At 43.3% G+C, this 24,558-nt stretch carries 25 protein-coding genes; 12 read left to right on the top strand and 13 right to left on the bottom strand.

Annotation, left to right across the window (positions count from 1 at the left end; genetic code table 11):
- Nucleotides 1-40: 40 nt before the first annotated feature.
- The 11 genes from OQ268_RS17960 to OQ268_RS14080 form a co-directional block, all read right to left on the bottom strand.
- On the bottom strand, nt 41-361 hold the full coding sequence (locus tag OQ268_RS17960; protein WP_146202963.1) for a DUF6660 family protein: 321 nt from the start codon (nt 359-361) through the stop codon (nt 41-43).
- A gap of 419 nt (nt 362-780) precedes the next feature.
- Nucleotides 781-2,961, bottom strand: coding sequence for a TonB-dependent receptor (locus OQ268_RS14125; protein WP_265856939.1), 2,181 nt, complete (start codon nt 2,959-2,961; stop codon nt 781-783).
- A 716-nt stretch (nt 2,962-3,677) separates the two neighbouring features.
- Nucleotides 3,678-4,001, bottom strand: a complete 324-nt coding sequence (locus tag OQ268_RS14120; RefSeq protein WP_056095240.1) for a hypothetical protein — start codon at nt 3,999-4,001, stop codon at nt 3,678-3,680.
- Complete coding sequence (locus OQ268_RS14115) at nt 3,985-6,522, bottom strand: heavy metal translocating P-type ATPase (RefSeq protein WP_265856937.1); 2,538 nt, start codon at nt 6,520-6,522, stop codon at nt 3,985-3,987. Before OQ268_RS14115 ends, OQ268_RS14120 begins: the two co-directional genes overlap by 17 nt.
- Nucleotides 6,523-6,534: 12 nt before the next feature.
- Nucleotides 6,535-9,318: a multicopper oxidase domain-containing protein gene (locus OQ268_RS14110; RefSeq protein ID WP_265856936.1), complete on the bottom strand. Its 2,784-nt coding sequence runs from the start codon at nt 9,316-9,318 to the stop codon at nt 6,535-6,537.
- A gap of 12 nt (nt 9,319-9,330) precedes the next feature.
- Nucleotides 9,331-9,807, bottom strand: coding sequence for a heme-binding domain-containing protein (locus tag OQ268_RS14105; protein ID WP_056095245.1), 477 nt, complete (start codon nt 9,805-9,807; stop codon nt 9,331-9,333).
- A gap of 7 nt (nt 9,808-9,814) precedes the next feature.
- A complete protein-coding gene (locus OQ268_RS14100; protein ID WP_265856933.1) occupies nt 9,815-10,387 on the bottom strand; it encodes a DUF3347 domain-containing protein in 573 nt (190 codons plus the stop codon).
- 117 nt (nt 10,388-10,504) lie between these two features.
- On the bottom strand, nt 10,505-10,993 hold the full coding sequence (locus OQ268_RS14095; protein WP_265856932.1) for a DUF3347 domain-containing protein: 489 nt from the start codon (nt 10,991-10,993) through the stop codon (nt 10,505-10,507).
- Nucleotides 10,994-11,101: 108 nt separating this feature from the next.
- A complete protein-coding gene (locus OQ268_RS14090; RefSeq protein WP_265856930.1) occupies nt 11,102-11,539 on the bottom strand; it encodes a hypothetical protein in 438 nt (145 codons plus the stop codon).
- A gap of 285 nt (nt 11,540-11,824) precedes the next feature.
- Nucleotides 11,825-13,039 carry an efflux RND transporter periplasmic adaptor subunit gene (locus tag OQ268_RS14085; protein ID WP_187593154.1) on the bottom strand — a complete coding sequence of 405 codons (1,215 nt, stop codon included), beginning with the start codon at nt 13,037-13,039 and terminating at the stop codon, nt 11,825-11,827.
- The gene (locus OQ268_RS14080; protein ID WP_265856928.1) at nt 13,032-14,012 is read right to left on the bottom strand and encodes an efflux RND transporter periplasmic adaptor subunit; all 981 of its coding nucleotides are present in this window, start codon (nt 14,010-14,012) and stop codon (nt 13,032-13,034) included. The genes OQ268_RS14085 and OQ268_RS14080 overlap by 8 nt, the downstream gene beginning before the upstream one ends.
- 505 nt (nt 14,013-14,517) lie before the next feature.
- Here OQ268_RS14080 and OQ268_RS14075 point away from each other — a divergent pair.
- From OQ268_RS14075 to OQ268_RS14020, 12 genes are all read left to right on the top strand, one after another.
- On the top strand, nt 14,518-15,159 hold the full coding sequence (locus tag OQ268_RS14075; RefSeq protein ID WP_090985886.1) for a Crp/Fnr family transcriptional regulator: 642 nt from the start codon (nt 14,518-14,520) through the stop codon (nt 15,157-15,159).
- Between the two features lie 124 nt (nt 15,160-15,283).
- The gene (locus tag OQ268_RS14070; protein WP_265856926.1) at nt 15,284-16,081 is read left to right on the top strand and encodes a sulfite exporter TauE/SafE family protein; all 798 of its coding nucleotides are present in this window, start codon (nt 15,284-15,286) and stop codon (nt 16,079-16,081) included.
- 85 nt (nt 16,082-16,166) lie between these two features.
- Nucleotides 16,167-17,585 carry an MBL fold metallo-hydrolase gene (locus tag OQ268_RS14065; protein WP_056095268.1) on the top strand — a complete coding sequence of 473 codons (1,419 nt, stop codon included), beginning with the start codon at nt 16,167-16,169 and terminating at the stop codon, nt 17,583-17,585.
- A 7-nt stretch (nt 17,586-17,592) separates the two neighbouring features.
- On the top strand, nt 17,593-18,213 hold the full coding sequence (locus OQ268_RS14060; RefSeq protein WP_056095270.1) for a class I SAM-dependent methyltransferase: 621 nt from the start codon (nt 17,593-17,595) through the stop codon (nt 18,211-18,213).
- 16 nt (nt 18,214-18,229) lie between these two features.
- Nucleotides 18,230-18,568 (top strand): rhodanese-like domain-containing protein, encoded by a 339-nt coding sequence (locus tag OQ268_RS14055; RefSeq protein ID WP_197413310.1) that lies wholly within the window; start codon nt 18,230-18,232, stop codon nt 18,566-18,568.
- Nucleotides 18,569-18,731: 163 nt separating this feature from the next.
- The gene (locus tag OQ268_RS14050; RefSeq protein WP_056095272.1) at nt 18,732-19,289 is read left to right on the top strand and encodes a YeeE/YedE family protein; all 558 of its coding nucleotides are present in this window, start codon (nt 18,732-18,734) and stop codon (nt 19,287-19,289) included.
- Between the two features lie 11 nt (nt 19,290-19,300).
- On the top strand, nt 19,301-19,714 hold the full coding sequence (locus OQ268_RS14045; RefSeq protein WP_090985890.1) for a DUF6691 family protein: 414 nt from the start codon (nt 19,301-19,303) through the stop codon (nt 19,712-19,714).
- Between the two features lie 110 nt (nt 19,715-19,824).
- The gene (locus OQ268_RS14040) at nt 19,825-20,106 is read left to right on the top strand and encodes a DUF983 domain-containing protein (RefSeq protein WP_187593152.1); all 282 of its coding nucleotides are present in this window, start codon (nt 19,825-19,827) and stop codon (nt 20,104-20,106) included.
- Nucleotides 20,107-20,228: 122 nt separating this feature from the next.
- On the top strand, nt 20,229-21,569 hold the full coding sequence (locus OQ268_RS14035) for an MBL fold metallo-hydrolase (RefSeq protein ID WP_056095282.1): 1,341 nt from the start codon (nt 20,229-20,231) through the stop codon (nt 21,567-21,569).
- 12 nt (nt 21,570-21,581) lie between these two features.
- Nucleotides 21,582-22,661, top strand: coding sequence for a c-type cytochrome (locus tag OQ268_RS14030; protein ID WP_199562757.1), 1,080 nt, complete (start codon nt 21,582-21,584; stop codon nt 22,659-22,661).
- 4 nt (nt 22,662-22,665) lie between these two features.
- Complete coding sequence (locus OQ268_RS14025; protein ID WP_056095285.1) at nt 22,666-23,121, top strand: DsrE family protein; 456 nt, start codon at nt 22,666-22,668, stop codon at nt 23,119-23,121.
- 340 nt (nt 23,122-23,461) lie between these two features.
- Nucleotides 23,462-23,851: a YidH family protein gene (locus OQ268_RS14020; RefSeq protein ID WP_056095288.1), complete on the top strand. Its 390-nt coding sequence runs from the start codon at nt 23,462-23,464 to the stop codon at nt 23,849-23,851.
- Between the two features lie 73 nt (nt 23,852-23,924).
- On the opposite strand, the gene OQ268_RS14015 is transcribed toward OQ268_RS14020, so the two are convergent.
- Nucleotides 23,925-24,272 carry a response regulator gene (locus tag OQ268_RS14015; RefSeq protein WP_265856913.1) on the bottom strand — a complete coding sequence of 116 codons (348 nt, stop codon included), beginning with the start codon at nt 24,270-24,272 and terminating at the stop codon, nt 23,925-23,927.
- Nucleotides 24,273-24,369: 97 nt separating this feature from the next.
- Nucleotides 24,370-24,552, bottom strand: coding sequence for a hypothetical protein (locus tag OQ268_RS14010; protein ID WP_056095295.1), 183 nt, complete (start codon nt 24,550-24,552; stop codon nt 24,370-24,372).
- Between the last annotated feature and the right edge of the window lie 6 nt (nt 24,553-24,558).

The raw sequence follows: 24,558 nt of genomic DNA, 5'->3' as shown, positions 1-24,558 counted from the left end.
TATACGGGCAAAAACATAGCATCGAAATGAAGATCGATTTTTAACTTAATTTAGGCGGCTGCCAAACAGATAATGGTAAAGAGATAACCTCACCCATGTAAGCTTCATTATATTCTGAGCTTATTGGTTTTGAGATTACCACAAGAGGTGTTGAAGAAATAACTTCAGAAGTGGTATTACAGCAGGAACAAACGCAGAACGGTGAACAGAAATCACTGCGTTCTTTTTCTGTAGAATGGGTTGTTATGCTTTTTTCAGTTAATGGTCCACCATGCAACTTACCCATAGCCAATACGTCAGCGCATGGAATGCAGCTGAGTATTACGATAATGAAGCAGAGAAACAAACTGGATATTTTCACTTTCAAAATTTTACCAAATATATAAACTTATTTAAGAACAATTTTTTTTAGTCCTGGTTTGAAAAAATTTAATACTTTTTTATTAAAATAATCATAGCCTATAGGTTTTCACCCATCATTCAAAAGTTCCACCACTTGAACAACCAAACGGAAACCTTCTTTGCCCAAATCAAAAAACTTCATATAATCTGGGTAAAAAGGGAAGGAAGTTTTCATTTATTGATGAGATAAGTCCAGAGGTAAGCCTGAATCTTCCACTAACAGACCTTATCGGCCAGCATAGACTCTTCTGATGGGAAATGTCTTTTAACCGCACCGAAAGCTTCAATTATTCAGCCAGCCAGGGATTTTTTGGCCATCAAATCCCTGGCCCGGCTAAAATGTGAATCCACTACCCAGAAAAGTCGATTACTACAGGTTTAAAGTTTGAATTTTATCCCTCCGTTTACTACAAACCCATCTACAGGCGCATAGATGTCCCTGAAAACAGGGCTAGTAATGCTACCTGTATAGATCGAATCAAAGCTGGTCTGCCTAGTGTCCGTTAAATTCTCAAAATTCACAAAAATTGAAAACCGTTCCCAAAGCTTTTCTGCCATCAGACCAGCTGTCCAATAGCTTTTACCAGTGGCACCATCGTTTAACTTCTGTTTGCTGAAATAGTATGCTTCGGCACCGATCTTCCATTTATCTTCAAGCTCATACATCAATACATTATTTACCCTGTGCTTTGAAACCAGCGGATAATTTGTGCTGGTGCCTCCTGTATGCTGGTTCACATCCGCTAATGTATAACCGATGAAAAGTTTAAAATCACCGTAGGTTACTTTGGCATTTGTTTCCATTCCCCTGGTATCTAAATTACCTTTAGGCTGAACATAGGTCAGGTTGGCTCCATTAGCAGCAGTCAGCAATATCGGGTTATTGATACGGGTATAAAAAAACATCTGATTGATGCTGAATCCAACCGCTCCGTCAAACAATGAGGTGCGATAGTTAACATCATAGTTGGCGCCATAAGAGCGTTCCGCCTTTGTATTGGCCACATCTAAAGGCGCTACATTTCTGAACTGGATCCGCTCAGCATCTTCGGTAAATACAGTTGGTGCCTTATAACCCAGACCACCGCCTAATCGGGTAGAAAAATGTTCATTGATCTTCCACAATCCGGAAATTCTTGGTAAGAAGAAAAATCCGTATTCATTGTGGTAATCTCCCCTTACTCCTGATTCAAGACTAATTTTTTTAGATATGTTCCAGGTGTTCTGTGCAAATGCCCCAATGGTATTATAATTGTAACTTCTGAGTGCATTGTCACTGTTCTGGTCTTCCTTAAAATTGTCGGTCAAAAAGTTCACCCCCAACACCCAGTCTGCTTTTTCTCCGTTACGGCTATAATTGGCCTCACTGTAGGTTGACACTTGAACGCCTGAAAAAAGGTAATTTGGCAACCCAATACTCCGGTCGTAATAGCTCACCGAATTGCGGATAACAAGCTTTTCCTTTTCGCTCAGTCTATGATCCAACTCAACCTGAGAGCTGTAACGCCCGGTTTTATTCTCCTCAAAATAAGAATGGGCAGCACTGCCATTTCCCTTCACATATTCCAGGTCGCCGCCAATCCGTTTTTCAGTTGTGGCGTTGATTCCGGCCAAAAGCGTAGTCGCATCATTGAAATAAAAATATAGTTTGGGGTTCAGGGTGAAACGGTCAAACTTGGGGATAGCGGTTAAGCCAATATCAGAAGGATCATAGGCAGTCCCTTTGTTGTATGCACCATAAACCGTGATACCTATTTTATCAAATTTCTGTCCATAAAAACCACTGGCATCCAGTCCCAAAGCAGAAGTACCGTTTAAAAGGAAATTAAGCTGACGCGCTTCAGTCGGTTTTTTAGAAACCAGGTTCACCAGTCCAGCAATTGCTCCACCTCCGTAAAGGGTGGACGATGAACCTTTGATCACCTCTACCTGCTGCAAATCCAATGGGGCAATCTGAAGCAGGCCCAATCCACCCGAGAAACCAGAGTATAATGGAAAACCGTCCCTAATGATCTGGGTATATTTTCCGTCCAGTCCCTGTATGCGGATACTGGAATTTCCGCTGGTCGCAGAAGTCTGCTGGGTCTGGATGCCTGTGCTTTCTGCCAGCATCATGCGGATGTCGCCAGGTTTCATATTACCTTTTTCGTCCAGTTCTTCCCCGGCGATGACCTCAACCCGTGTAGGAATATTATCAATGGTACGGCTGCTCCTTGTAGCTGAGATCACTACATCCTCCAAGTCCTCGTCTTCTCCAGCTGCAGTAAGTAAAATAGTCAAAACGTTAGTTTCAGCAAGGGGAAAGGTCAGCGTATCAGTTTTGGTCTGATAGCCTACATAACTAAACTGAATGATCTGTTTACCTGAGGGTATACCATTAATACTTGCATTACCTGCACTATCTGATTTAGCGCCAATGGTCGTTCCAAGAACTTTTAACGTAGCTCCTGGAAGTACTTGGTTTGTCTTTGCGTCTTTGATGACGGCTTTATATCTATTTTGGGCAAAGGCGGTAACTGTAAACAACAGTATAGCCAAAACCACAATCGTTCTTTTCATAATGATCTTTAAATAATGATTTCGATAAATATGTCCGGTTAGGACGAGGGAAAAATAAACTACGAAAGTTTGGGCGGCTGCCAGATAGAAATTGAAATGGCCTGTAGCTGAAGTGGGATGTAAGCCGTATTATGCTGTACAGGTAAAAGCTGGGCCGCAAAAACGATCGTTGTCCGTGTAGTGATGGTAAAGCCGATACAGGTACCACAGACATAAAACGGTGAACAGCCTTTGCAACAATTATCGTTATGTTCACTGCAAGCATGTTTTTCCGCTTTATCGGTTTTCAGTACATGGCTATCTTCTCGCGCTAAAGCGCAGCATGGTACCGCGGTTAGCGTATATACGATGAGAGATAAAACCAGGGCAATGAATTTCACGGTGTAAAAGTATAAAATTTACTAATACTCTGTGTTGTTGTTATGTGATATAATAGATTGCAAGATCTGTAAATGAAGAATAAGAGCCTGGCACCCTCAAATTTGACTGTCCAATTGATTGGGGTTATTTCGCAAGCTTCAAGGCATCAGCAAACTCACCGGACAGGGGGACTGTTTATGATAGCTGTGGGGGATGCTTCCACGTCGTGCTCGACACGCTTGAATTCAATTTCAATACTATTTGCATCGGTTGTAGAACAGCCTGCATTTAAGTGAACATAAGGTAACAACCCCTTGGGTCACCGTCGTTAGGCTTTCCGAGGGATCCCAGGTTGATCACATGTTTGAACTTTCAATATGGGGTTTCCAAATTCTGTGATACGGCTTGTGGAAGTGCACCACAAAAAGCAGATCTGCATCAGCTTCTTTAAGCATTTCCAAAACATAGTCTGCATCTGTGTCTATCAGTATGTATTCATCTATACTACTGGTACTGCCGTGCGCGAAAACAAGATTTAGTTTTTCACCGCTCAGTTTATATTCTAACCTGATATGCGCCGGAAGCGTTTTCAAATATCCCCTGTTATCCTCACGCAACGGCCATCGGTAACAGCATCTGCCTTTTTCCTCTACTAAAAAAATATCAGTCGATTTTGGCATTTCTCAATCTCAGGGAATTCAAAATAACGGAAACCGAGCTAAAACTCATCGCGAGTGCAGCTATCATGGGAGAAAGTAAAACTCCAAAAAACGGATATAAAATACCAGCCGCTATCGGAATCCCCAATACATTGTATCCCAGGGCAAAAAACAGGTTTCCTTTGATATTGCCCATTACTTTATGGCTCAACAACCTTGCTTTTGCGATCCCGTTTAAATCCCCCTTCACCAATGTAATCGAGGCACTCTGGATAGCAACGTCTGTTCCCGTGCCCATGGCAATCCCGATATCAGCCTGGGAAAGTGCAGGGGCATCATTGATGCCGTCACCTGCCATGGCTACCTTTTTGCCTTCGGCCTGTAGTTTTTTTATTTCATTCAGCTTATCTTCAGGCAACATCTGAGCTTTGAACCCATCCAGATTTAAAGTTGCGCTTACTGCCCTCGCTGTATCCTCATTGTCTCCGGTAAACATGATTACCTTGATGCCTTCCTGCTGGAGCTTTAGAATAGCAGCTGTGCTGGAATGCTTGATCTTATCCGAAATCACAACAAACCCCACTGCTTTATTTCCAACGGCCAAATAAGAAACCGTCTTGCCCTGCCTTTGAGCGGCACTAACCTGCTCGGACAGACTAGGATCAATCGCCGCTTTAACATGCTCCATCAGTTTTTGGTTCCCCAAAGCCAGTCTTTCCCCATTCAGACTGCCTGTTACGCCCTTCCCGGTAACGGCCTCAAAGTCGGATATAGCCTTAACGGATATTTCGTTTTCCTCCCCATAACGCAAAGTTGCCTGTGCCAATGGATGTTCGCTGCTGCTGTTCAAAGCCACAATTTTCTCCAGGATCTGTTTTTCGGTAAAGCCCTTATCTACGCTAACCACACTTTCAACCGAGGGCTTTCCCTCTGTAACCGTACCAGTTTTATCGATGACCACTACATCAATAGCATTCATTTTCTCAAGAGATTCCGCATTTTTGATCAGTATACCAGACTGAGCGCCCTTCCCTACTCCCACCATTACCGACATTGGGGTAGCCAGGCCTAGCGCACATGGGCATGCAATAATCAATACCGCGATTGCATTTACAAAAGCATAAACATAGGCCGGATCGGGGCCGTATACTGCCCATACCACGAACGTTACAATAGAAATCAATACCACAACAGGCACGAAATAACCTGAAATTTTATCGGCCATCTTTTGGATGGGCGCTTTTGAGCGGCTGGCGGAATTGACCATTTCGATGATCTGAGAAAGCAGTGTTTCTGAGCCTACCTTTTCGGCAAGCATGACAAAGGTCTTTTTACCATTGATGGTTCCTGAACTGATTTTATCCCCTATCTTTTTCTCAACAGGAAGGGGTTCTCCTGTGATCATGGATTCATCAATTACAGCTTCCCCGTTCTTAATACTACCATCCACCGGAATTTTTTCACCAGGCTTTACCCTCAGCAGATCTCCTTTCTGAATATCATCAATAGATACTGATATTTCCTTATCCCCGACCACTTTTGTTGCTGAATTAGGTGCCAGCTTCAACAGCTCCTTAATGGCGCTGTTGGTTTTGCCATGCGCCCGGGCTTCCAAAAGCTGACCGAGCAGTACCAGCGTAAGAATCACGGTTGCCGCCTCAAAATAAACGAAAACGGTGCCGTGATGTGTTTTAAACTGATCAGGAAAAACTCCGGGGAATAGAAGGGCGACAATACTGAAGCCCCAGGATACCCCGGCACCAATCCCAATCAGTGTAAACATGTTCAGTTTCCAGGTAATGATGGATTGCCATGCACGCTGAAAGAACATCCAGGTTGCATAAAAGACCACCGGAATAGAAAGAAAAAACTGAACCCAGTTCCAGTATTTAAGTTCCATTAGATCAAACAAAGGATTGCTGGGAATCATTTCCGTCATGGCAATAACAAAAATGGGTATGGTAAAACCTGCTGCAATCTTGAACTTTTTGAGCAGGGTTTCATAAGTTTTATCTTCTTCTTCAAGGTTTGTCCCTGTAGGTACCAGGTCCATTCCGCAGAGCGGACATGATCCTGGTTTGTCCCTGATAATCTCGGGATGCATGGGGCAGGTAAATTGAGATGCCTGTTTCTTGGCAGGCTGTTTTACCAGGTCCATCCCGCATACAGGGCAATGACCTGGCTTATCATAAGTCTTCTGACCTTGACAGTGCATAGGACAATAAAACAGGCCTCCCGCTTCATTTTTATCATCATTTTCAACCTTGGGACTTTGCTCATGGGTTGAATGATCATGATTAGGATGTTCTGAAGATTTTAGAACATGTTTTCCCTGAACTGCCATTTCAATACCGTAATGTCCGGCGGCAGAAAGAGCCTCCTGCAGCTTTTCCGTCGGGATATGTTCTTGCATAGTTATGACGGCTTCAGCAGGTTCAAGGGTCACCTGTGCAGAAACGCCATCAATCGCATTCAGCACATTTTCGACTTTGCTCCGGCAGCCCTGACAGCTCATTCCGGTTATTTTATAGGTGTGTTCCATGTTTTTGATTTGTTAATAGCTTAATGTCAATCCGGCGCCATAGCCCATATCACTGTCATAATGTGTTGAAAGCCCAAAATACTTAGTAACGATGTACCTGAATCCGGCCATATATTCCTTATCGGTATTGACCATAAACTGGAAGCGCAGTCTTTTGGAAACGGGGATATCTTCCCTCATCAGCTGAAACCTGACATTCCCCTTGTGATCGAGGGAAGCATCTGCAACGATCAGCAGTGGTAGGGTATATTGAACTCCCAAATGAAATACCTGCCTGAAATTTTTGGTATTTCCCTGCCCGAAAAGATTGTTTCCCGGCGAAAGTGATTGCCCGAAAACATTCTTGTCCAAGGGATCAACCGTTCTTTTTCTAAAATCCCATCCGATATAGGGCAATAGCCATTGGTTTCTCCCGATATATCTTCCAAAATGACTTTCACTTTCATAGCCCATTTCCTTGTCAAACCCAATCCGCCATTCAGTGGTAAAGCGGTAACGGGTATTGGCGAGCATAATCTCTCCGTCGCTGCCATTGGTTTCGATTCCGATGCGTGCCATTGGATGAAATACCCTGTCATCACTGAAAAGTTTTCGCTGTGCCAGCTTGGGGTCCGGGATTTCGGGATTAGGCGGAGAATTCTCATAACTGAATACCCTTCCCATACCGCTCATCATGTGATAGAGAATATGGCAGTGGAAGAACCAGTCGCCTCCTGGCTCTGTTGCTGCAAATTCAAGGGTATCCCGCTCCATGGGCATGATGTCGATAATGTTCTTCATCGGGGCATATTCTCCCTGCCGGTTAATTACCCTGAAGTCATGGCCATGAAGGTGCATAGGATGGCGCATCATACTGTTGTTGTAAAGGATTATCCTAACATTTTCGCCCTTTTTTATCAGTATCTTATCGCTTTCAGAAACGGTTTTGTTATCCAGCGTCCAGACGTAACGGTTCATATTTCCTGTAAGGTCAAACTTAAGTTCCTTCCATGGGCCTTTTGGCAGGGTTGTTTTCTTTGGATCTCGAAGCATATTATAGTTCAGAGTAACGATATCGGCGGTTTCTGCCTCCATATTCATCCCTGCCATGCTCTTGTCACCAGACATCTGCATACCAGGCATCCCCTTCATTTTTTTCTCTGTTTTTGAATTTTCTTCACCGGTTACCTCCGGGTACATCACCGTATTCATATCCATGATCTGGTTCTGCATCTTCATGCCTTCCATCTGTACCATATTGCCGCTCATATCCATCATATCGTTCATCATTTTCATTCCGGCAAAATACTTCAGTTTGGGCATTTTCTCTGCATGGACCTTTTCTCCCTTGCCCAGCCATAGTGATGCTGATCCCGTACGGTCTTCAGGAGTGACCAAAAATTCATAGCTCTTATTTTCCGGAATCGTGACCACTACATCATAGGTTTCGGAAACCGCTATAATCAGCCTGTCGACCTCTACAGGCTCCACATCATTTCCATCGGTAGCGACAACGGTAATCTTGCCCCCTGCATATTTAAGCCAGAAATAATCTGAGGCTCCACCGTTTGCAATACGCAGCCTTACCTTGTCCCCAGCCTTGAACTGCGGCTGTTCGTTCTGATTTTTCCCATTGATGAGAAAGGCTTCATAATAAACATCGCTCACATCCATGGCATTCATGCGCTTCCATTCATTGGCTACCTTTGTTTTAAAATGTCCGGTCCTGATCGCTTCTGCATAACTCTGGGTAGTCCCTTTTTTGATGGCAAACCAGTCGTTGGCATTTTTCAGGCTTCTATGAACCTCCTCGGGCTTCATATCTGTCCATTCGCTAATGACTACTGGAAGGGTTGGAATATCCCACTCCGTACGTTTGTTCATGATAAATGCCCCATACATACCTATCTGTTCCTGAAGGCCGCTGTGGCTGTGGTACCAGTGCGTTCCATGTTGGACGATGGGAAACTTATAGATGTAGGTAGTGTGCGGTTTGATCGGCATTTGGGTCAGAAAAGGAACACCATCCATCTTGTTCGGAAGAAAAAGTCCGTGCCAGTGCAGCGCGGTTTCCTCGTCGAGATTATTGTGCACGTAGATCAGGGCGGTATCGCCCTGCGTAAAGGTCAGTGTGGGCATGGGGATCTGACCGTTTACCGCAATTGCCCGCTTTGATTTTCTCCCATAATTTACCGTTGTATCGGCTATGTAAAGATCATAACGCACGGTACGTGGTGGAAATTTATTCGCAACGGTCTTAATCGGGCCCAAATTGGCCTTTGCAGTTTTGATATTTTCCATGTCAGAACTGTTATCATCCATTGCCATGCCCGCCATATCCCCCATATCCTCACTCTTTTTGGAACTTTCCTTTGTTCCCCCATTCTGTTCAGGCGCTGACCTGGGCTTTTCCCTGATTAGCTTCATCCCGCATTTGGGACAGTTGCCAGGTTTGGAGTCATGGATCTCAGGGTGCATTGGGCAGGTATAGGTTACTGATTCCTCTTTTGGCTTACTTTCCAATTTTTCTGCCAGCATTTTCATGCCTTCCATAGCTCCCTTTTTTGTACCTTGCTTCTTTTTGCCCGGATCAGCTGTCTTTGCCTTATCCACTTTACCTTTCTGCAGGATAAGCTTCATTCCGCACTTTGGACAGTTACCGGGTTTTTCCGATTGTATTTCCGGGTGCATCACACAGGTATAGATTACCCTGGACTGACCAGCACTGCCGTTCTTGTCCGTTTTCATTCCCTTCATATCCTGGGCGGAAACCACAGAATAAATTATCAATAAAAAGACTGTTAATATATTTTTCATTTCTTTGTTAATTTAAAGAGCAGTGAGATTCTTTCTGTTCAAACTATCCCTTGAATTCTGTACCCACTTTATGAGTATCGACTTTTCCCTTGGATCTAATATTGCATTTCTGTGGATCAGGCTATAAGAGGAAAGCGGCATTGTACCATCTTTTAAGCTATTTTCTATGGCCCGCAGTTTGTTCTGACGCCTCCGCAAGGTATAGCCGGCAAATTCATTAAAGTTCAGCTCCTCTTTTCCCGATCGTATGTGACTGTTAAGGTACCAGTGAAGCGGCTGAACATAGGCATACCATGGATATTCCGTGTTGTTGCTGTGACAGTCATAACATGATTTTTTAAGTATCCCCTGCACATCATCAGGCATAGGAACAAGTGTGGATATATCCTGAGGCATAGCCTGCGCGCTTTTATTGCGTGCAGGCTGTAAGATCTGCATAAGCATGAAGATAACTAATAGCCCAAGAAAGGTTTTTTTTATGCCCGTCATTTTTGTGCTATTTCAGTTCTTCTTTGACAGTGCCACAGGTGGGCATCGTTTTTCCAAGGTAAGGGTTTTTGATCTCCTTTATCTCACTCACCCAGATTGCACCCTTGTTATTGTTGTACATGGGACAACGGTCCACATACAGGGGCTTGTCAGTGCCAAGGAGCTTGATCATATCGTACATGTCTTTGCTCAGCATATCGAAATGCTCACGTTGATGGACAATATTGCCTGCATTGGAACCGATATGCTCTGCGTGCTCTTTGGCATCATCCCGAATATCGCTATATGCCCTGGCCTGCTCCGAAGTCAATGATTTTTCATCAAAACTGGCGAACGCTGCGACCATTTCACTGCCTGCGGCGGCAGCTTGTTTATCATCGTCCGTGGTCAGGGCATTTTTCAGTTTCAGATAGCCGGATAAAAGCGCAGCCGTTTGGGATTTTTTTACATTATTGGTTTCCCTAGAAACATTTTTGGTCGTGGAATCCGCAACAGCGGAATCTTGCTTTTCATTTTTGCCATTTGTACAGGCGGCAAGGAAAAATAGTGGGCCCAGAAGGCTATATATTAATGTTTTCATTGTTTTTGATATATCTTGAATAAATTATTTCGAGCTGTATGTAGAATATATGCATATAGCTATATTGAACGGACCAAAACATCACAATGCTAAATGTCCGCTCAATAACAATATGAATTATTTGATAGTCTCCTTTACTGCACCACAGGTCAGCATCTGCTTACCGAAATAAGGGTTTTTGATACCAGCGTTATCAGAAAGCCAATAGCTCTTTTTCATCGGACAATAGGTATAATAAACAGGCGCTTTGGTGAGTTTAACGGCTTTTGCCAGTTTAAAAAGATTGGCAGAAAAAGTTGCGAAATATTCTCTCTGATGGGCAATATCCTTACTCTCCGATATGTGCTTGGCATCAAAGGCAAGCTTATCCTGTAAACCTATAAATATATTCATATCGGCTTCTGGCATTGACTTCATGTCCATGCTGCCCAGCGCTCTGGAAAACTCAGTGGCTTTTGAGGCGGCGACTGTCGCATCTGCATTTATCAATGCATTTTTGATATCGTAATAAGAAGTTAAAAGTGACTGTGTCTGGCTATTTTGCGCAAGGACGCGGCCAGTGAAAACGATTGCCAATAGGGCAACCAGAAAAAATATTTTTTTCATGATTTTAAGATTAAATGTTTACACTCTTTCCGCAGGAGTTTTGGCCGCGCGAAAGCCAGGCACCATGTCAATGTAACACGGGCTCTATTGGTAATTCTTGGTGAAATCTTATATCTGAAAGCTATTGATGGAAATCCGGATGTCCCTGTTGGGTGGCCGCTCCCGCTGTCCGGCGTAAACGCTCTTTTTGAGAGCCAGTTTGACAGAAGGAATTAAAAAGTTGTAATTATAATCTGGAAGCAATAGAACAGGTAGGATAACCTGGTTTTTAACGCTTTGGGGAACAAGCTTCCCCTGAACCACAAGGTCGTTGACCAGAGTCTTGCAACAGGGATCTTCTTTTGAAAGATTCGGTCCATTTGAAGCACTGTGTTTATGCACATGTGCACCTTTATGCTGATGATCATGTTTGTGATTATTCTTTTTAGAGGAAACATGATCATCAATTTCTCCGTGATTATCTCTTTCCATTCCAACTGCACAGGCAAGGCCAACAACAGTGTTGAGCAGAAAAATCACTAAAAGAAAGATGGCTTTGGTTTTCATCAGACTACAAATCTATATAAAGATGCAAAATTAAATTTATATAATTTCCCATATCTTTTATATAATTATATTAGAAAATCACCTCAAATTTCTGACATTGAACTTGTTTCAATATTTTTCGGCCCCTCGAAAAGTAATTTCGTTTCGCCGACTCCGACCTGTCAAATGCTGGATTTGCTTTTCACCAAGGTCCAGACAGTATTAGCGCAATCAAGCTACATACTATGCCAAATTTTACTTACCATGGGTATTTATCCATAAGATATGACGCACCAAATCATAACCTTACCCTCCATTTTTGAATATCGATTCACTCTCCAAGAGGTAGGCTCTACTGGTGACCACTATTTCACCTAGTGAAATGCCAGACAATACCTGCACATAGCCCCCGTTCTCTGCTCCGGTATTGACCTTTCTTCCAGAAAAACTTCCATCACGATTTTTGATCCATACCTTATTGCCTTTACCTCCTGCTAGTATTGAAGATGTGGGCACAGCAACAGCATTCTGTTTTCCATTACCAATGGAAATGTATGCCAACATCCCCGGCCTGATCAGCCCCTGCGTATTTGGAACTGCGATCCGGATGAGCACAACCTTAGATTCATCTGATAGTTCAGGATTTACAAATTCCACCTTGCCTTTAACAACCTGTCCGTTCAGATCTGGAAAAGAGACATTCACCATGTCATTTTCCTTATAGTTTCCGCTTTCGCCGGCATATAACTGCGCCTCTATCCATAGATTGGCTAACCCTTGCGTTTTTAATATAGCCATCCCTTCAGTTACGTAATCACCCTCGTGGATGGCTATGTCGCTTACCGTTCCGTTAACCTTGCTGTATATGGTAACAGTGGCCGAAGTTTTGGACAAAGAAGAAAGATTTATGATCTGGGCGGAGTTCAGGCCCCATAACAATAACTTGTGCTCTACTGTCTTGATCATGGCCTCATAATCGACGTCAGGATTATTTAATACCTTCTGCTGCTGCCTGGCCAAAAGGTATTCTTTTTCGGCTGATAACAGGTCTTCGCTATAAATGGAATACACTGCCTGACCTATTGTTATTTTTTCTCCAACGGACCTAACAAATAAACGCTGTATGCGTCCGGCCACTCTTGCACTGATCTCTTCCGCCTTACTTTCGTCCGTGGCAACTGTTCCGGTCAGAAGTTTTTCGCCCCCTGTATTTTCTTCCCTTACCGTATCAACTGTTATGCCTGCCAACTGAATCTGGCTTGCTGTCAATGTTATTTTTTCCGTGGCAGAATTTCCTGATCCAGTAAGTTCGACCTTGATCAGTTTCATGCCACAGATCGGACAGTTGCCGGGATGGTCTTCATGTATCTGTGGATGCATGGAACAGGTATAGTAAAATTTGCTTTTTGCTTTTGCCGCCGGCTCTGCTTTTTGTTTGCAGCTGTTAAATATACTTACTGAAAGCACAATAATCAGTAAGGCACAGATCCTTTTCAGGTTAATTCTTTTTATGTTATTCATGACCCTTTGTTTTGATGAAACTCTCACTGTCTGTTAAATACCCTGCATCTACTGCCAGGGTATCGGTTGCGGAAAGGCCTCTTGTTATCTGTATTTCGTTCCCTTTGAAAGTCCCAATATTTACACTATGTGCATAGTATAAGCTGCCTTTTTTTAGCCAGATTATTTTTGTCTGCCCAAGATCCTGCAGAGCAGACCTCGGTATCCAAAGCCCTTTGGATTTTCCCGTCTCTATTGAGGCATTGATTAGACTGTTTACCTTCAGCTGATGTTCCATATTGTCCAGATAAACCCTTGCGCTAACCGTTTTGTCACCTTGCTGAAGGGTAGGTTCAATAAAATCTACTTTCCCATATAACGTTTTACCTGGCAGATCCGGCAGGGTAATCTTAACCGGTTGATTTAACTCTAAGCTGGCCAGTGAATTTCTGTCGATCTTGATAATGGCCTGGAACAGGGCAGCCCAGGTGATCAGCTCAGGCATAATCTGGTAAGGGTGCCTTAAAATATGAACCGGCCTATGGTCCGACAGAGAAAGCCTGCGTTTTTTAAGGTAGACGGTAAAAAGAAGAATTGCGCAAAGCAGCAACCCTCCCGGTAAGCTTCCCCTTGGAGAGAGGATGATTTGTCCGGGTTCAGCAGCAAAAGCAGCATAGTTCCCTGCAGCATAAACCAGTTTATACCCGATAAGAAAACCTAAAAATCCATTGGTTATCCATTCCCATAACAAAATCTCCTTCTTAGGCTGTATAATAATCTCAACAGGTGCTATATGTCCTGCAGCCTCCTTTCTTTTAAGCTCAGCAGAAAACAGCAGGTAACCAGAAATAAATGCCAGGGCCACAAAGAAACCGAAAGTCTGAACGGGAAGCGGAATATATATTCTAAATAGGTATTCAATAAGATGGGTCAGGGTTGGGAACATAGGCAGAAACTGAAAAACCGCAACGTAAAAAAATATATTAGCCGCCATCAGGAAATTGCCCCAAGTAGTCCATAAAGTGGGGACCCTTTAAAAAGCAGATCCCCACTGATCCTATTTGGATAACAATAAGTCTTAAGCCAGCAAGCGTTTGAGCCACTTTAATTCAATATATAAAATTAAATGCCCAAAGACTAGTAAGCCACGCCTCAGAAGCTAATTATGACCTCATTGTTACGATTCATAGTTATGGTGGTACCTTTAAAAAGTCGCACTGATCGGGCTATTTCTTTCCGGGTCGATCAAAAAACATAAAGATTAACAAGGGATAAAAAATAAAAAACAATATGTGATTTTTGTCAGCTTTATCCCTGGACGAAGTGTTAGGTTTACTTTGGAAAAAACGCGCTGCATGTTTTAATTAGGGAACCATAGAGAGTTTCTTTGTAAATTTATTATACCCTTTATTCTATATCCAAAAAATGTATTCCAATATTTTAAAGAATTTTGGCGCAGGCCTGCAGTATAGTTATCTTTAAAATCCAAAACAGCTAAAATGAAAGATATGACCATTGCGGAATACATCGAAAGACTTTTTCCCCAGTTTGAACCTGCCCTTAAGACCATCCTTATCGAGAATGCGACGCTTAGGGATTTTCAGGGAGGTGATATGCTCATGCAAACTGGGCAGAATATGCGCTCCACGGTGCTTATCGTAGAAGGCATGGTAAAGCTCTACAGGGAGGGAGAAGATGGACAGGAATTCTTTATGTATTATCTCCAGCCAGGAAATGCGTGTGCACTTTCCATGATATGCGCAACCAAACAGGAAACCAGTCAGGTAATGGCAAAGGCCATTGAACAGACCAAGGTACTCATGATTCCGATTGCCCTGATGGATAAGCTGATGCGGGATTACAGAACATGGTATTACTTTGTCATTGAAACATACCGTATGCGCTTTGAAGAACTCCTCTTTGTCATCGATAATATCGCCTTTAAGGCAATGGATGAGCGGCTGGCCTTTTACCTGAAAAAGCAAGCTGGAGATTTAAACACAAAAGAACTGCACCTTACCCACAGTGAAATTGCATCTGATTTGAACACCTCCCGGGAAGTAATTTCAAGGCTGCTTAAGAAAATGGAGCAGGCAGGAGAAATTAAGATGTACCGTAATTACATCGAATATTTAGCCTAAGCCCATAAAAAGAATAAAGTTATTTTTACTGCGAAAGGCATCACTTCTTGAAAATATAATGAGTGTGACAAAAGTCACCAACATTGGTAGATGATAACTCGATTTTTGTTAAAAAATAACAGAAATGGAAATCATTGCATACGTTGCATCTGCCTTAATTGGAATTTCGCTTGGATTGATCGGCGGTGGCGGTTCTATCCTCACCATGCCGGTACTGGTTTACCTATTTGGGGTTAATCCGCTATTGGCTACTTCTTATTCATTGTTCATCGTTGGCTCTACAAGTTTAGCAGGTACAGTCGGGAATTTTAAGCGTGGGCTGGTGAATATTAATACAGCTTTGCTGTTTGGTAGTGCATCCATCTCAACTGTATTCTTAACCCGCAAATTCATTATCCCCCTTATACCCAAGATAATAATAAAAATCGGCGATTTTGAGTTAACAGAAAACATGCTCATGATGGTACTCTTTGCAGTTTTGATGGTAGCGGCTGCAACAGCGATGATTAAAGGTGCAAGAGCAGAAAGCAGCACCCGAATAGAAAAACCCCCACTTCACATCGGTAAACTGTTTTTATACGGCATTGCCATCGGCCTCGCTACTGGTTTTTTGGGTGCTGGTGGTGGCTTTCTACTTATTCCTACACTTGTTATTTTAGTGGGCTTACCCATGAAAGAGGCCGTAGGTACTTCACTTTTCATCATAGCGCTTAATTCGCTCATCGGTTTCACCGGCGATCTTGGACATTTCCATATCGACTGGATCTTTCTCGCCAAAATTACTACCGTTGCCATCGCCGGTATCGTGGTAGGTGGAATGATAAACAAAAAAATAGATGGAGGAAAACTGAAGAAAGGTTTCGGGTGGTTTGTACTGGTTATGGGTTGCTACATCATTCTAAAAGAGGTAATATTTAAGTAACCTTCAGAAACAAACTCCTTGTGTGACAAAAGTCACCAACGACCATATCGTTAAGGATTAATTTTGACATACTAATTTAATCATCATGATTATAGAACAAATTTACACCGGATGTCTGGCACAAGGTGCCTATTATATAGAAAGCAACGGAGAGGCGGCCATTATCGATCCGCTTCGAGAGGTTAGTCCGTATATGGAACGTGCACGGAAGAACAACGCAAAAATAAAATACGTGCTCGAAACACATTTCCATGCCGATTTTGTATCCGGACACATTGATCTGGCTAAAGAAAGCGGCGCAGAAATCGTTTACGGGCCGAATGCAAAACCCGACTTTGATTTTTACGGTGCGAAAGACGGAGAAGTGTTGCGACTTGGTGGGGCAAAGATTAAAGTGTTGCACACCCCAGGACATACCATGGAAAGCACCTGTTTCCTGGTTAGCGATGAGCAAGGAAAGGAAATAGCACTGTTCTCCGGCGATACGCTTTTTATAGGCGATGTGGGAAGACCCGATCTGGCACAGAAACCGGTCAGTGAGCTTACAAGTGAGATGCTAGCAGGTTATCTCTTTGATTCTTTACGCAATAAGATCATGCCTTTAAGCGATGATATTATGGTTTATCCTGCACATGGTGCGGGTAGCGCATGCGGAAAAAATATGAGCAAAGAGACCACCGATCTTTTGGGAAATCAAAAGAAGACCAATTATGCGCTAAGGGCAGGCATGTCCAAAGACGAATTCATTAAAGAGGTTACTGATGGTCTTTTACCGCCTCCTGCATATTTTCCTGAAAACGTCATGATGAACATCCATGGATATGATAGTTTTAACAAAGTGATAGAACGAGGCATGCAAGCCCTTAACCCCGATGCTTTTGAGCGGGTTGCAAATGAAACAGGAGCGGTAATTCTCGACACAAGAGCTCCAGAGGATTTTATAAAAGGCTTTCTCCCAAACTCGGTAAATATTGGCATCGATGGAAATTTCGCCCCCTGGGTAGGAACTTTAATCCCGGACATTAAACATCCTATTTTACTTATTACAGATGAGGGTAGAATTGAAGAAGTGCTCACCCGTTTATCAAGAGTAGGATTTGATGGTGCAGTAGGTTACCTAGATGGCGGCGTCGTTGCCTGGAAAAAAGCTGGTCAGGAAACCGACGAGATAAAATCGGTTTGTGTAGCCCGGCTGGCCGAAATCGGCAAAAAAGCGGAGGTAAATATTCTGGACGTCAGAAAAACAAAGGAATACTTAAGCGAGCATGTCGAGGGTGCTGTCAACCTTCCACTGGATTATATCAACGAAAACCTCGGCACCGTCGATAAAACCAAGACCTACTTTGTTCACTGCGCAGGTGGTTACCGTTCTGTTATTTTCAATTCCATCATGCGCTCACGCGGGTACCACAACCTCATCGATGTGGCTGGTGGTTTTAAGGCCATACAGGAAAACGGATGTATTCCGACTACAGCATTTGTATGTCCAAGTACCTTAATATAAAAGGGATATGAAAAATGAGAAAAAATCGCACTGGGAAAAGGTGTATTTAGAAAAAAGTCCTGACCAGGTCAGCTGGACGCAGGTCTACCCCACAGTTTCAATGGAGATGATAACGGGGTTCAATCTGGATAAATCTGCTCCGATAATCGATATTGGCGGGGGAGACAGTCTGCTTGTGGATTTTTTGCTTCAGGAAGGCTACAGCGATATTACCGTAGTGGATATATCTTCCCGGGCATTGGAAAAGGCAAAGGCAAGGCTTGGAGAACTGTCTGGCAGGATACACTGGATCGAGACAGACATCAGGGATTTTGTGCCGCAAAGAAGTTATGCAGTCTGGCATGACCGGGCCACTTTTCATTTCCTTCATTCATCAGAGGAAATCCATAGTTATGCAAACACGGCAGGTCAGTTTACCGGAGAATACTTGGTCATGGCGACTTTTTCGCTCACCGGACCAGAAAAATGCAGTGGCCTGCCCGTTTCAAGATACAGTGAAAGAACGCTGCGCGAGATATTTAGAGAAGGGTTTACCGAAATAGAGTGCAGGCCGCAAGAGCACACTACCCCAATGCAAAGCACGCAGGATTTTCTGTTCTGCAGCTTTAAAAAAAATACAGAGCAATAAGAAACGAATAAATACAATGAATAAACTACTTCAAATGATCAGCAGTTTTTTTTCAAAAGGTGCGTACAACCTCGATGGCTACCACTTCAAAAACGAATTTACAAAAAGCAGTGACGCAGTCCTCTTAGATGTAAGGACAAAGCCTGAATATGCCCCAGGCGCGCTTCCTTCAGCCATATATATCGATTTCCTGGGTTCTGCCTTTTCTTTAGAACTTGCAAAGCTGGATAAGGCCAAGCGGTATTTCCTCTATTGCAGAAGTGGAAAGCGTTCCTCCTCAGCGGTATCGGAGATGAGAAAACTTGGGGTGGAAGCATTCAACCTGGTTGGAGGTATCGGTACCTGGCCAAAATGAAGAAATATATTCAAGAAATATTGATCTATTCAACGCTGCCGGCCGGATTTCTTCGGGATGGCAGTTTGCTAAAATGATTCAGCACTTACTTGCTCAAACCGCCACAGGCATTACCTTTTAACAACAACAAAAACACCCATATTAACATTTCATTTAAAAAAACATGATTGATTTTATTAAACAACCCTGGCCTTGGTATTTCTCGGGCAGCATGATCGTACTCATTATGCTCATCCTACTTTTTTTCGGAAAGTCCTTTGGCTTTTCATCAAACCTGCGAACGATGTGCAGCATAGCCGGAGCAGGCAGGAAAGTAAAATTTTTTGATTTTAAATGGAAAGACCAGACCTGGAACCTCATGTTCCTTATCGGCTCGGTAATAGGTGGATTTGTTGCTACAAATTACCTTAGCAGTCCATCTCCCGTAAAATTATCATCCGCCACAATCTCCGATTTAAATCAATTGGGCATTAAGTTCGATGGTGGGTTAAATCCAACCGGCCTGTTTTCACTGGAAGCAATGAAAGATTTAAAAACGCTGGCTATTTTACTCATCGGTGGTTTATTAGTCGGTTTTGGATCTCGTTATGCAGGCGGTTGTACTTCTGGTCACGCCATATCCGGGCTTTCGAATCTGCAAGTACCATCACTAGTAGCCGTAATCGGTTTCTTTGTTGGTGGCCTGATCATGACTTTCCTCATCATGCCTTTTATCTTTTAAATCTAAAAAAAATGAAATTCATAAAATATATTCTTGCAGGAACACTTTTCGGAATCATCATGACCAAGTCTGAGGCTGTTTCCTGGTACAGGATCCAGGAAATGTTCCGTTTCCAGTCTTACCATATGTATGGAATTATTGGTACGGCCGTTGTACTTGGCGTAATTGCAGTATGGCTGATCAAAAAATTCAAAGCCAAGGATCTGGCCGGAAATCCGATTGTCTTCCACGATAAGGACAAGGCCTATATAAAATACCTACTAGGCGGCACCATTTTCGGCCTGGGCTGGGCACTCACCGGCGCCTGTCCCGGCCCCATGTTCGTCAACCTTGGGAGCGGATATGCCGGTATGGCGGTGGTCATCCTTGGTGCGCTCCTGGGCACCTATCTATACGGAGCGATGAAAAGCAAGCTCCCTCATTAATAAAATAGAATCTGATGAGCAAACTAAGGGCTATAATAGACCATAGATGTCCCAGGTGCCGAAAGGGAAAATTATATACCCATTCCATGTTCCATTGGAAATATGATCAGATGAATAAAAAATTTGCCTGCTGCAACCTGAACTATGAGATAGAGCCGGGCTTCTTTATCGGAGCGATGTATGTGAGCTATGTTTTCATTGTCGCAGAACTTGTCAATGCGGGCATTCTGGCATTCATGATCTTTGGCGAAGAAGAGCAGTGGGCAATCATCGCAACCACTATTTCTCCGGTCATCCTACTGTTCACCTTCAACTACCGCTATGCCAGGACCCTTTTGCTCCATATCCTCTCTCCGATCAAATATGATGAAAGTGCAGGCAGAAACTGCTGAGAAGATTTTGGGGCGCTGTGACAAAAGTTACAGTGCGAAGAACCGCTAAAGGGTAAATTTGATGTAAACCTGGCAAAGGCAGGAATCATACCGTTAAACACATTAATCAAAAATAAAAACACATGAAAATAGAACAATTTGAAGACAAGCACCTCTCCCATTACAGCTACGCGGTACTGAGCGAATGCCGGAATGAAATCATATTGATCGATCCCTCCAGGGATCCGTCTGCATATTACCATTTTGCCGAAAAACACCAGGCCAAAATAGTTGGTGTTATCGAGACGCACCCGCATGCGGATTTTGTGAGTGCTCATCTTGAAATCCATCATAAGACCGGCGCAACAATATATTGCAGCAAACTCAATACGCCGTCCTACCTGTTTTCCCCATTTGATGAAGACCAGACGATAACCCTGGGAAAGATCACCTTAAGGGCAATCAACACCCCGGGGCACTCTCCGGATAGTATCAGTATTTTGCTCGAACACGATGGGAAACAAAAAGCGCTATTTTCCGGAGATACCCTTTTTATCGGTGACTGCGGAAGGCCGGATTTAAGGGAAAGCGGAGGTGATTCAATGGCGGAACGCAATTTCCTTGCCGCCCAAATGTACCATTCATTAAGGGACAAACTGATGAAACTCTCAGATGAAGTGATTCTGTATCCGGCACACGGGGCAGGTACGCTCTGCGGAAAAGCGTTGAGCGAGGCCAATAGCAGTACCATTGGTGCTGAAAAAAGAAGTAACTGGTCACTGCAGGAAATGACTGAGGCCGATTTTGTGAGCGCATTAAATGAAAACCAGCCATTCATTCCATTTTACTTCCCTTTTGATGTGGCCTTGAACAAGAAAGGCGCAGCACCGTTTGAAGATTCGGTAAGTGCGGTTCAGATCATGGAATCCGGTGAAAACTTAAAACCAAATGCCCTAATTATCGATACGCGAAGGGAAGATGTTTTTAAGAAGGGACATATAGAAGGCGCTGTAAATATCATGGATGGAAACAAATTTGAAACCTGGCTGGGCAGCATTGTGAAGCCTGAAGAGCCTTATTATCTTATGGCAGAAAATCTTGCTACATTGCATAGTCTTATCGCGAGGACCGCATCCATCGGGTATGAAACGCAGCTTGCCGGCGGTTTTATAAACGCAGTAGAAACTGTCCCGGATGAGATTATCGATATCCAAAATTTTAAAGAGAACCAAAATGGATATACCATTGTGGATGTGAGGAACAAGACAGAGCGTATGGAAAACAGTATTTTTGAGAACAGCATAAATATTCCACTGGGAAATTTAAGGGAAAGGGTAAACGAAATTCCGCTGGAGCAACCCGTAGCAGTACACTGCGCCGGTGGATACAGAAGTGCGGCTGCAAGCTCACTGATTGCATCCGTTATTGATGGCAAGCAAAAGGTGCTTGATATTGGTGAGGCCATTAAGGATTTTCAGAATTAATATTTTAAAAGTGTGAAAACAGAAAGAAACAACGAGGATAAACTGCAGGTATTTGCCCGGTTTGGAAAATATCTCGTATGGACGTCATTTCTATTCGTTGTGATCATGTTTTCTCTTGTTTTAGCACTCAGCGGATTTCATCTTCCAAAAAGTTTCTATGCGGATAAGCCTAATCCATCCATTCAAAAGAATCAAATAAAACCTTTAGAGCGCCGTGTTGCTAAACCCGAATATTGGAAGGCGCCTGATACGATGCAGCTTCAGGGCAAAGCTGATGCGGATCTGATCAGGTATGGCCGGGATTTGATTGTCCGTACGGCATACTATTTAGGGCCGCAGGGTATCGTAGGAAAGCTGACTAATGGTATGAATTGTCAGAACTGCCACTTGGATGCAGGAACCAGGCCCTTTGCGAATAATTTCTCCATCTTTTATGCAGGTTTTCCAAAAATGAGCGCAAGAAGCGGTAGAAAGGAAGAAGCCTTTGAACGGATTAATGAGTGCTTCGAGCGAAGCATGAACGGCAAAGCTCCGGGAAGAAATTCCAGGGAAATGGTCGCCATGTTGGCCTATTTAAAATGGGTTGGAAAAAAACAGGATGCCGCACATTCCATTGCGGATAATTCGGTAAAAAAAATCCCATATCTGGATGTGCCTGCAGATCCCCTGAAGGGGAAAATGGTATATGCCTCCAAATGCAGCAGCTGTCATGGAGAAACGGGCAAAGGCGTTGCCTCACCTGATGGAAAAGGATATATGTACCCTCCCCTTTGGGGCAGGGACAGCTATAACGATGGTGCAGGAATGTTCAGGCTTGGAAATTTTGCAGGATTTGTCAAAAACAACATGCCTTATGGCGCCACCTACAAAGATCCGAACTTAACGGATGCGGAAGCCTGGGACGTAGCTGCATTTGTGAATGCGCAGCCCAGACCGCACCTGGATTCCAAAAACGACTATAAAAACCTGTACACAAAGCCAATAGATTATCCCTTCGGGCCATATGCAGATCACTTTAGCGAAAAGCAGCATAAATATGGTCCCTTTATTGACATGGCTGAACAGCACGCACCTATAAAACAGAAAAAATAGAAACATGAAAAAATTACTGATCTTACTCCAGCTTGTCATCATGATGGTCATCACCACCAATGTATCTGCACAGGAGACAAAAAAACCGTTTACGGGTGCTGTTGCAAAAAAGAAATCATATAAAGCGCTATATGTACTTAACAGTGCCGAGGAAAAACATATTTCGGGAACACTCAGGAACATCAACAATGCTTTGGAGGATCCAAGATTGAAGGGAAAACTGGAGGTTGAGCTTATCGCCTTCGGGGATGGCGTGGCGGTTTATCGCAAGGATGGAAAGTTCCTTGAGCAGCTTAATTTGCTAAAGTCAAAGGGCGTAATTCTGGCGCAGTGCGAGAATACCGTTCGCGAGCGGAAAATCGATAAGTCAGATCTCTTCGATTTCATCAGCTATGTGCCAAGCGGCAACGGAGAGATCATCATCCGTTCGGCGGAAGGATGGGTAATCGTTCATCCCTAATGTAAAAACCAAAACGGCAGTGAATCTTTAAAAGGTGCAAATTGGTATTTGGATACGATGCAAAGATTAGGATCAGTTGTGCCGGATCCATTTCACCCGGGGCCGCAAACGCCGAAAATTATTGTCATGTTTAAATATCAATGGCTTATGCCGGCAACACTAAAATTCAAAAGGTTCGACAAAATTGTCTATCATCGTATGTGCTGTGCGGAGTAACGCATTTAAAAATGCTAGGGAATTTATCGAAAAGCTACATAATTAAAACAGTACTCGCCCAAACAGCATTGATAAAATTTTGTTAATCAGGCATGCGGTGATCCGTCAACCAATATTATCAATAATGGAAAAAGAAGAACAAGCCATTCCTAAATCAAACACTGGTGACCATCTGGCCAACGAACGGACTTTTCTTGCCTGGATAAGAACTAGCATAGGAATTATGGGCTTTGGTTTTGTGGTGGTAAAGTTTTCACTTTTTATCAAGCAGATCACTCTCGCTCTTGGGGCCAAAGCCGTCGTACACCAAACCGGCAACTCACAGAGGATAGGAATACTTCTTGTCGGGGTAGGCGCACTGACCATCATCCTGGCATTTATGCGCTATCAAAAAACTCATACACTTATTAATCAAGGCAGTTATTACCATTCCTCTACACTCATCAAAGTCCTTACCGTGGTTATTTTCATTTCAAGCATGCTTTTGTTGATATATCTTGTAAGAACGACTTAGCGGATCTCTGACATGGAAACACTGATTGTGAGCACGAATACCAAACTTGAGAGAACCCGTACTTTATCACCGGTCAAATATGTTTCGCTACCAAACGCAGCAGGTCGTGAATATCGAAAGGCTTTTTAATAAAATTCTCTGCAGCGCAGCCCCTTCTGATGTCATAACGGTCCGCATGAGCACTCATCATGATAATCGGAACATTCCGGGTTTTCTCTAAGGACTTCAGGTAACTGCAGACTTCAATGCCGTTTCCATCGGGGAGCATAACATCCAGCAGAAAAAGATCTGCAACATGATCACTTAGCCCTGCCATAAACGAGCTTACCGAAGAAAACGCGGAAACCCCGTACCCCTCACTGTTAAAAAGAAGCTGTAATACTTCGGTTATACCCTCATCATTTTCCAAAAGATATATCATCTTTTCCATTTGTCATGCATATTGTGGGTTGCCCCTGGTTATAATAAATCTGATTTGCCATTCCTACGAATGTTTTTTTAAAGGTCTAAAAAGGCCCCTACTTCCTCAATTTTCGCTTCTCATTGAGATGGCCGGTTTCCAGGTTCAACCGCTCCAGCAGGTAACGCAATAAAACCTCTCTATCTTGGTTTGCGGGGTGATATGCGTTATCTCCACCCTTTGCTGAGGATTTATTATGGTCAAAAGTTTCAAATGGTTGTGAAATATTTTTCTCTGTCATAATTTA

It is taken from the genome of Pedobacter sandarakinus (assembly GCF_026240095.1).
GTDB classification, from domain to species: Bacteria; Bacteroidota; Bacteroidia; order Sphingobacteriales; family Sphingobacteriaceae; genus Pedobacter; species Pedobacter sandarakinus.
Note: the sequence above shows the minus strand (reverse complement) of the source record. Positions and strands in the feature narration are given on the sequence as shown.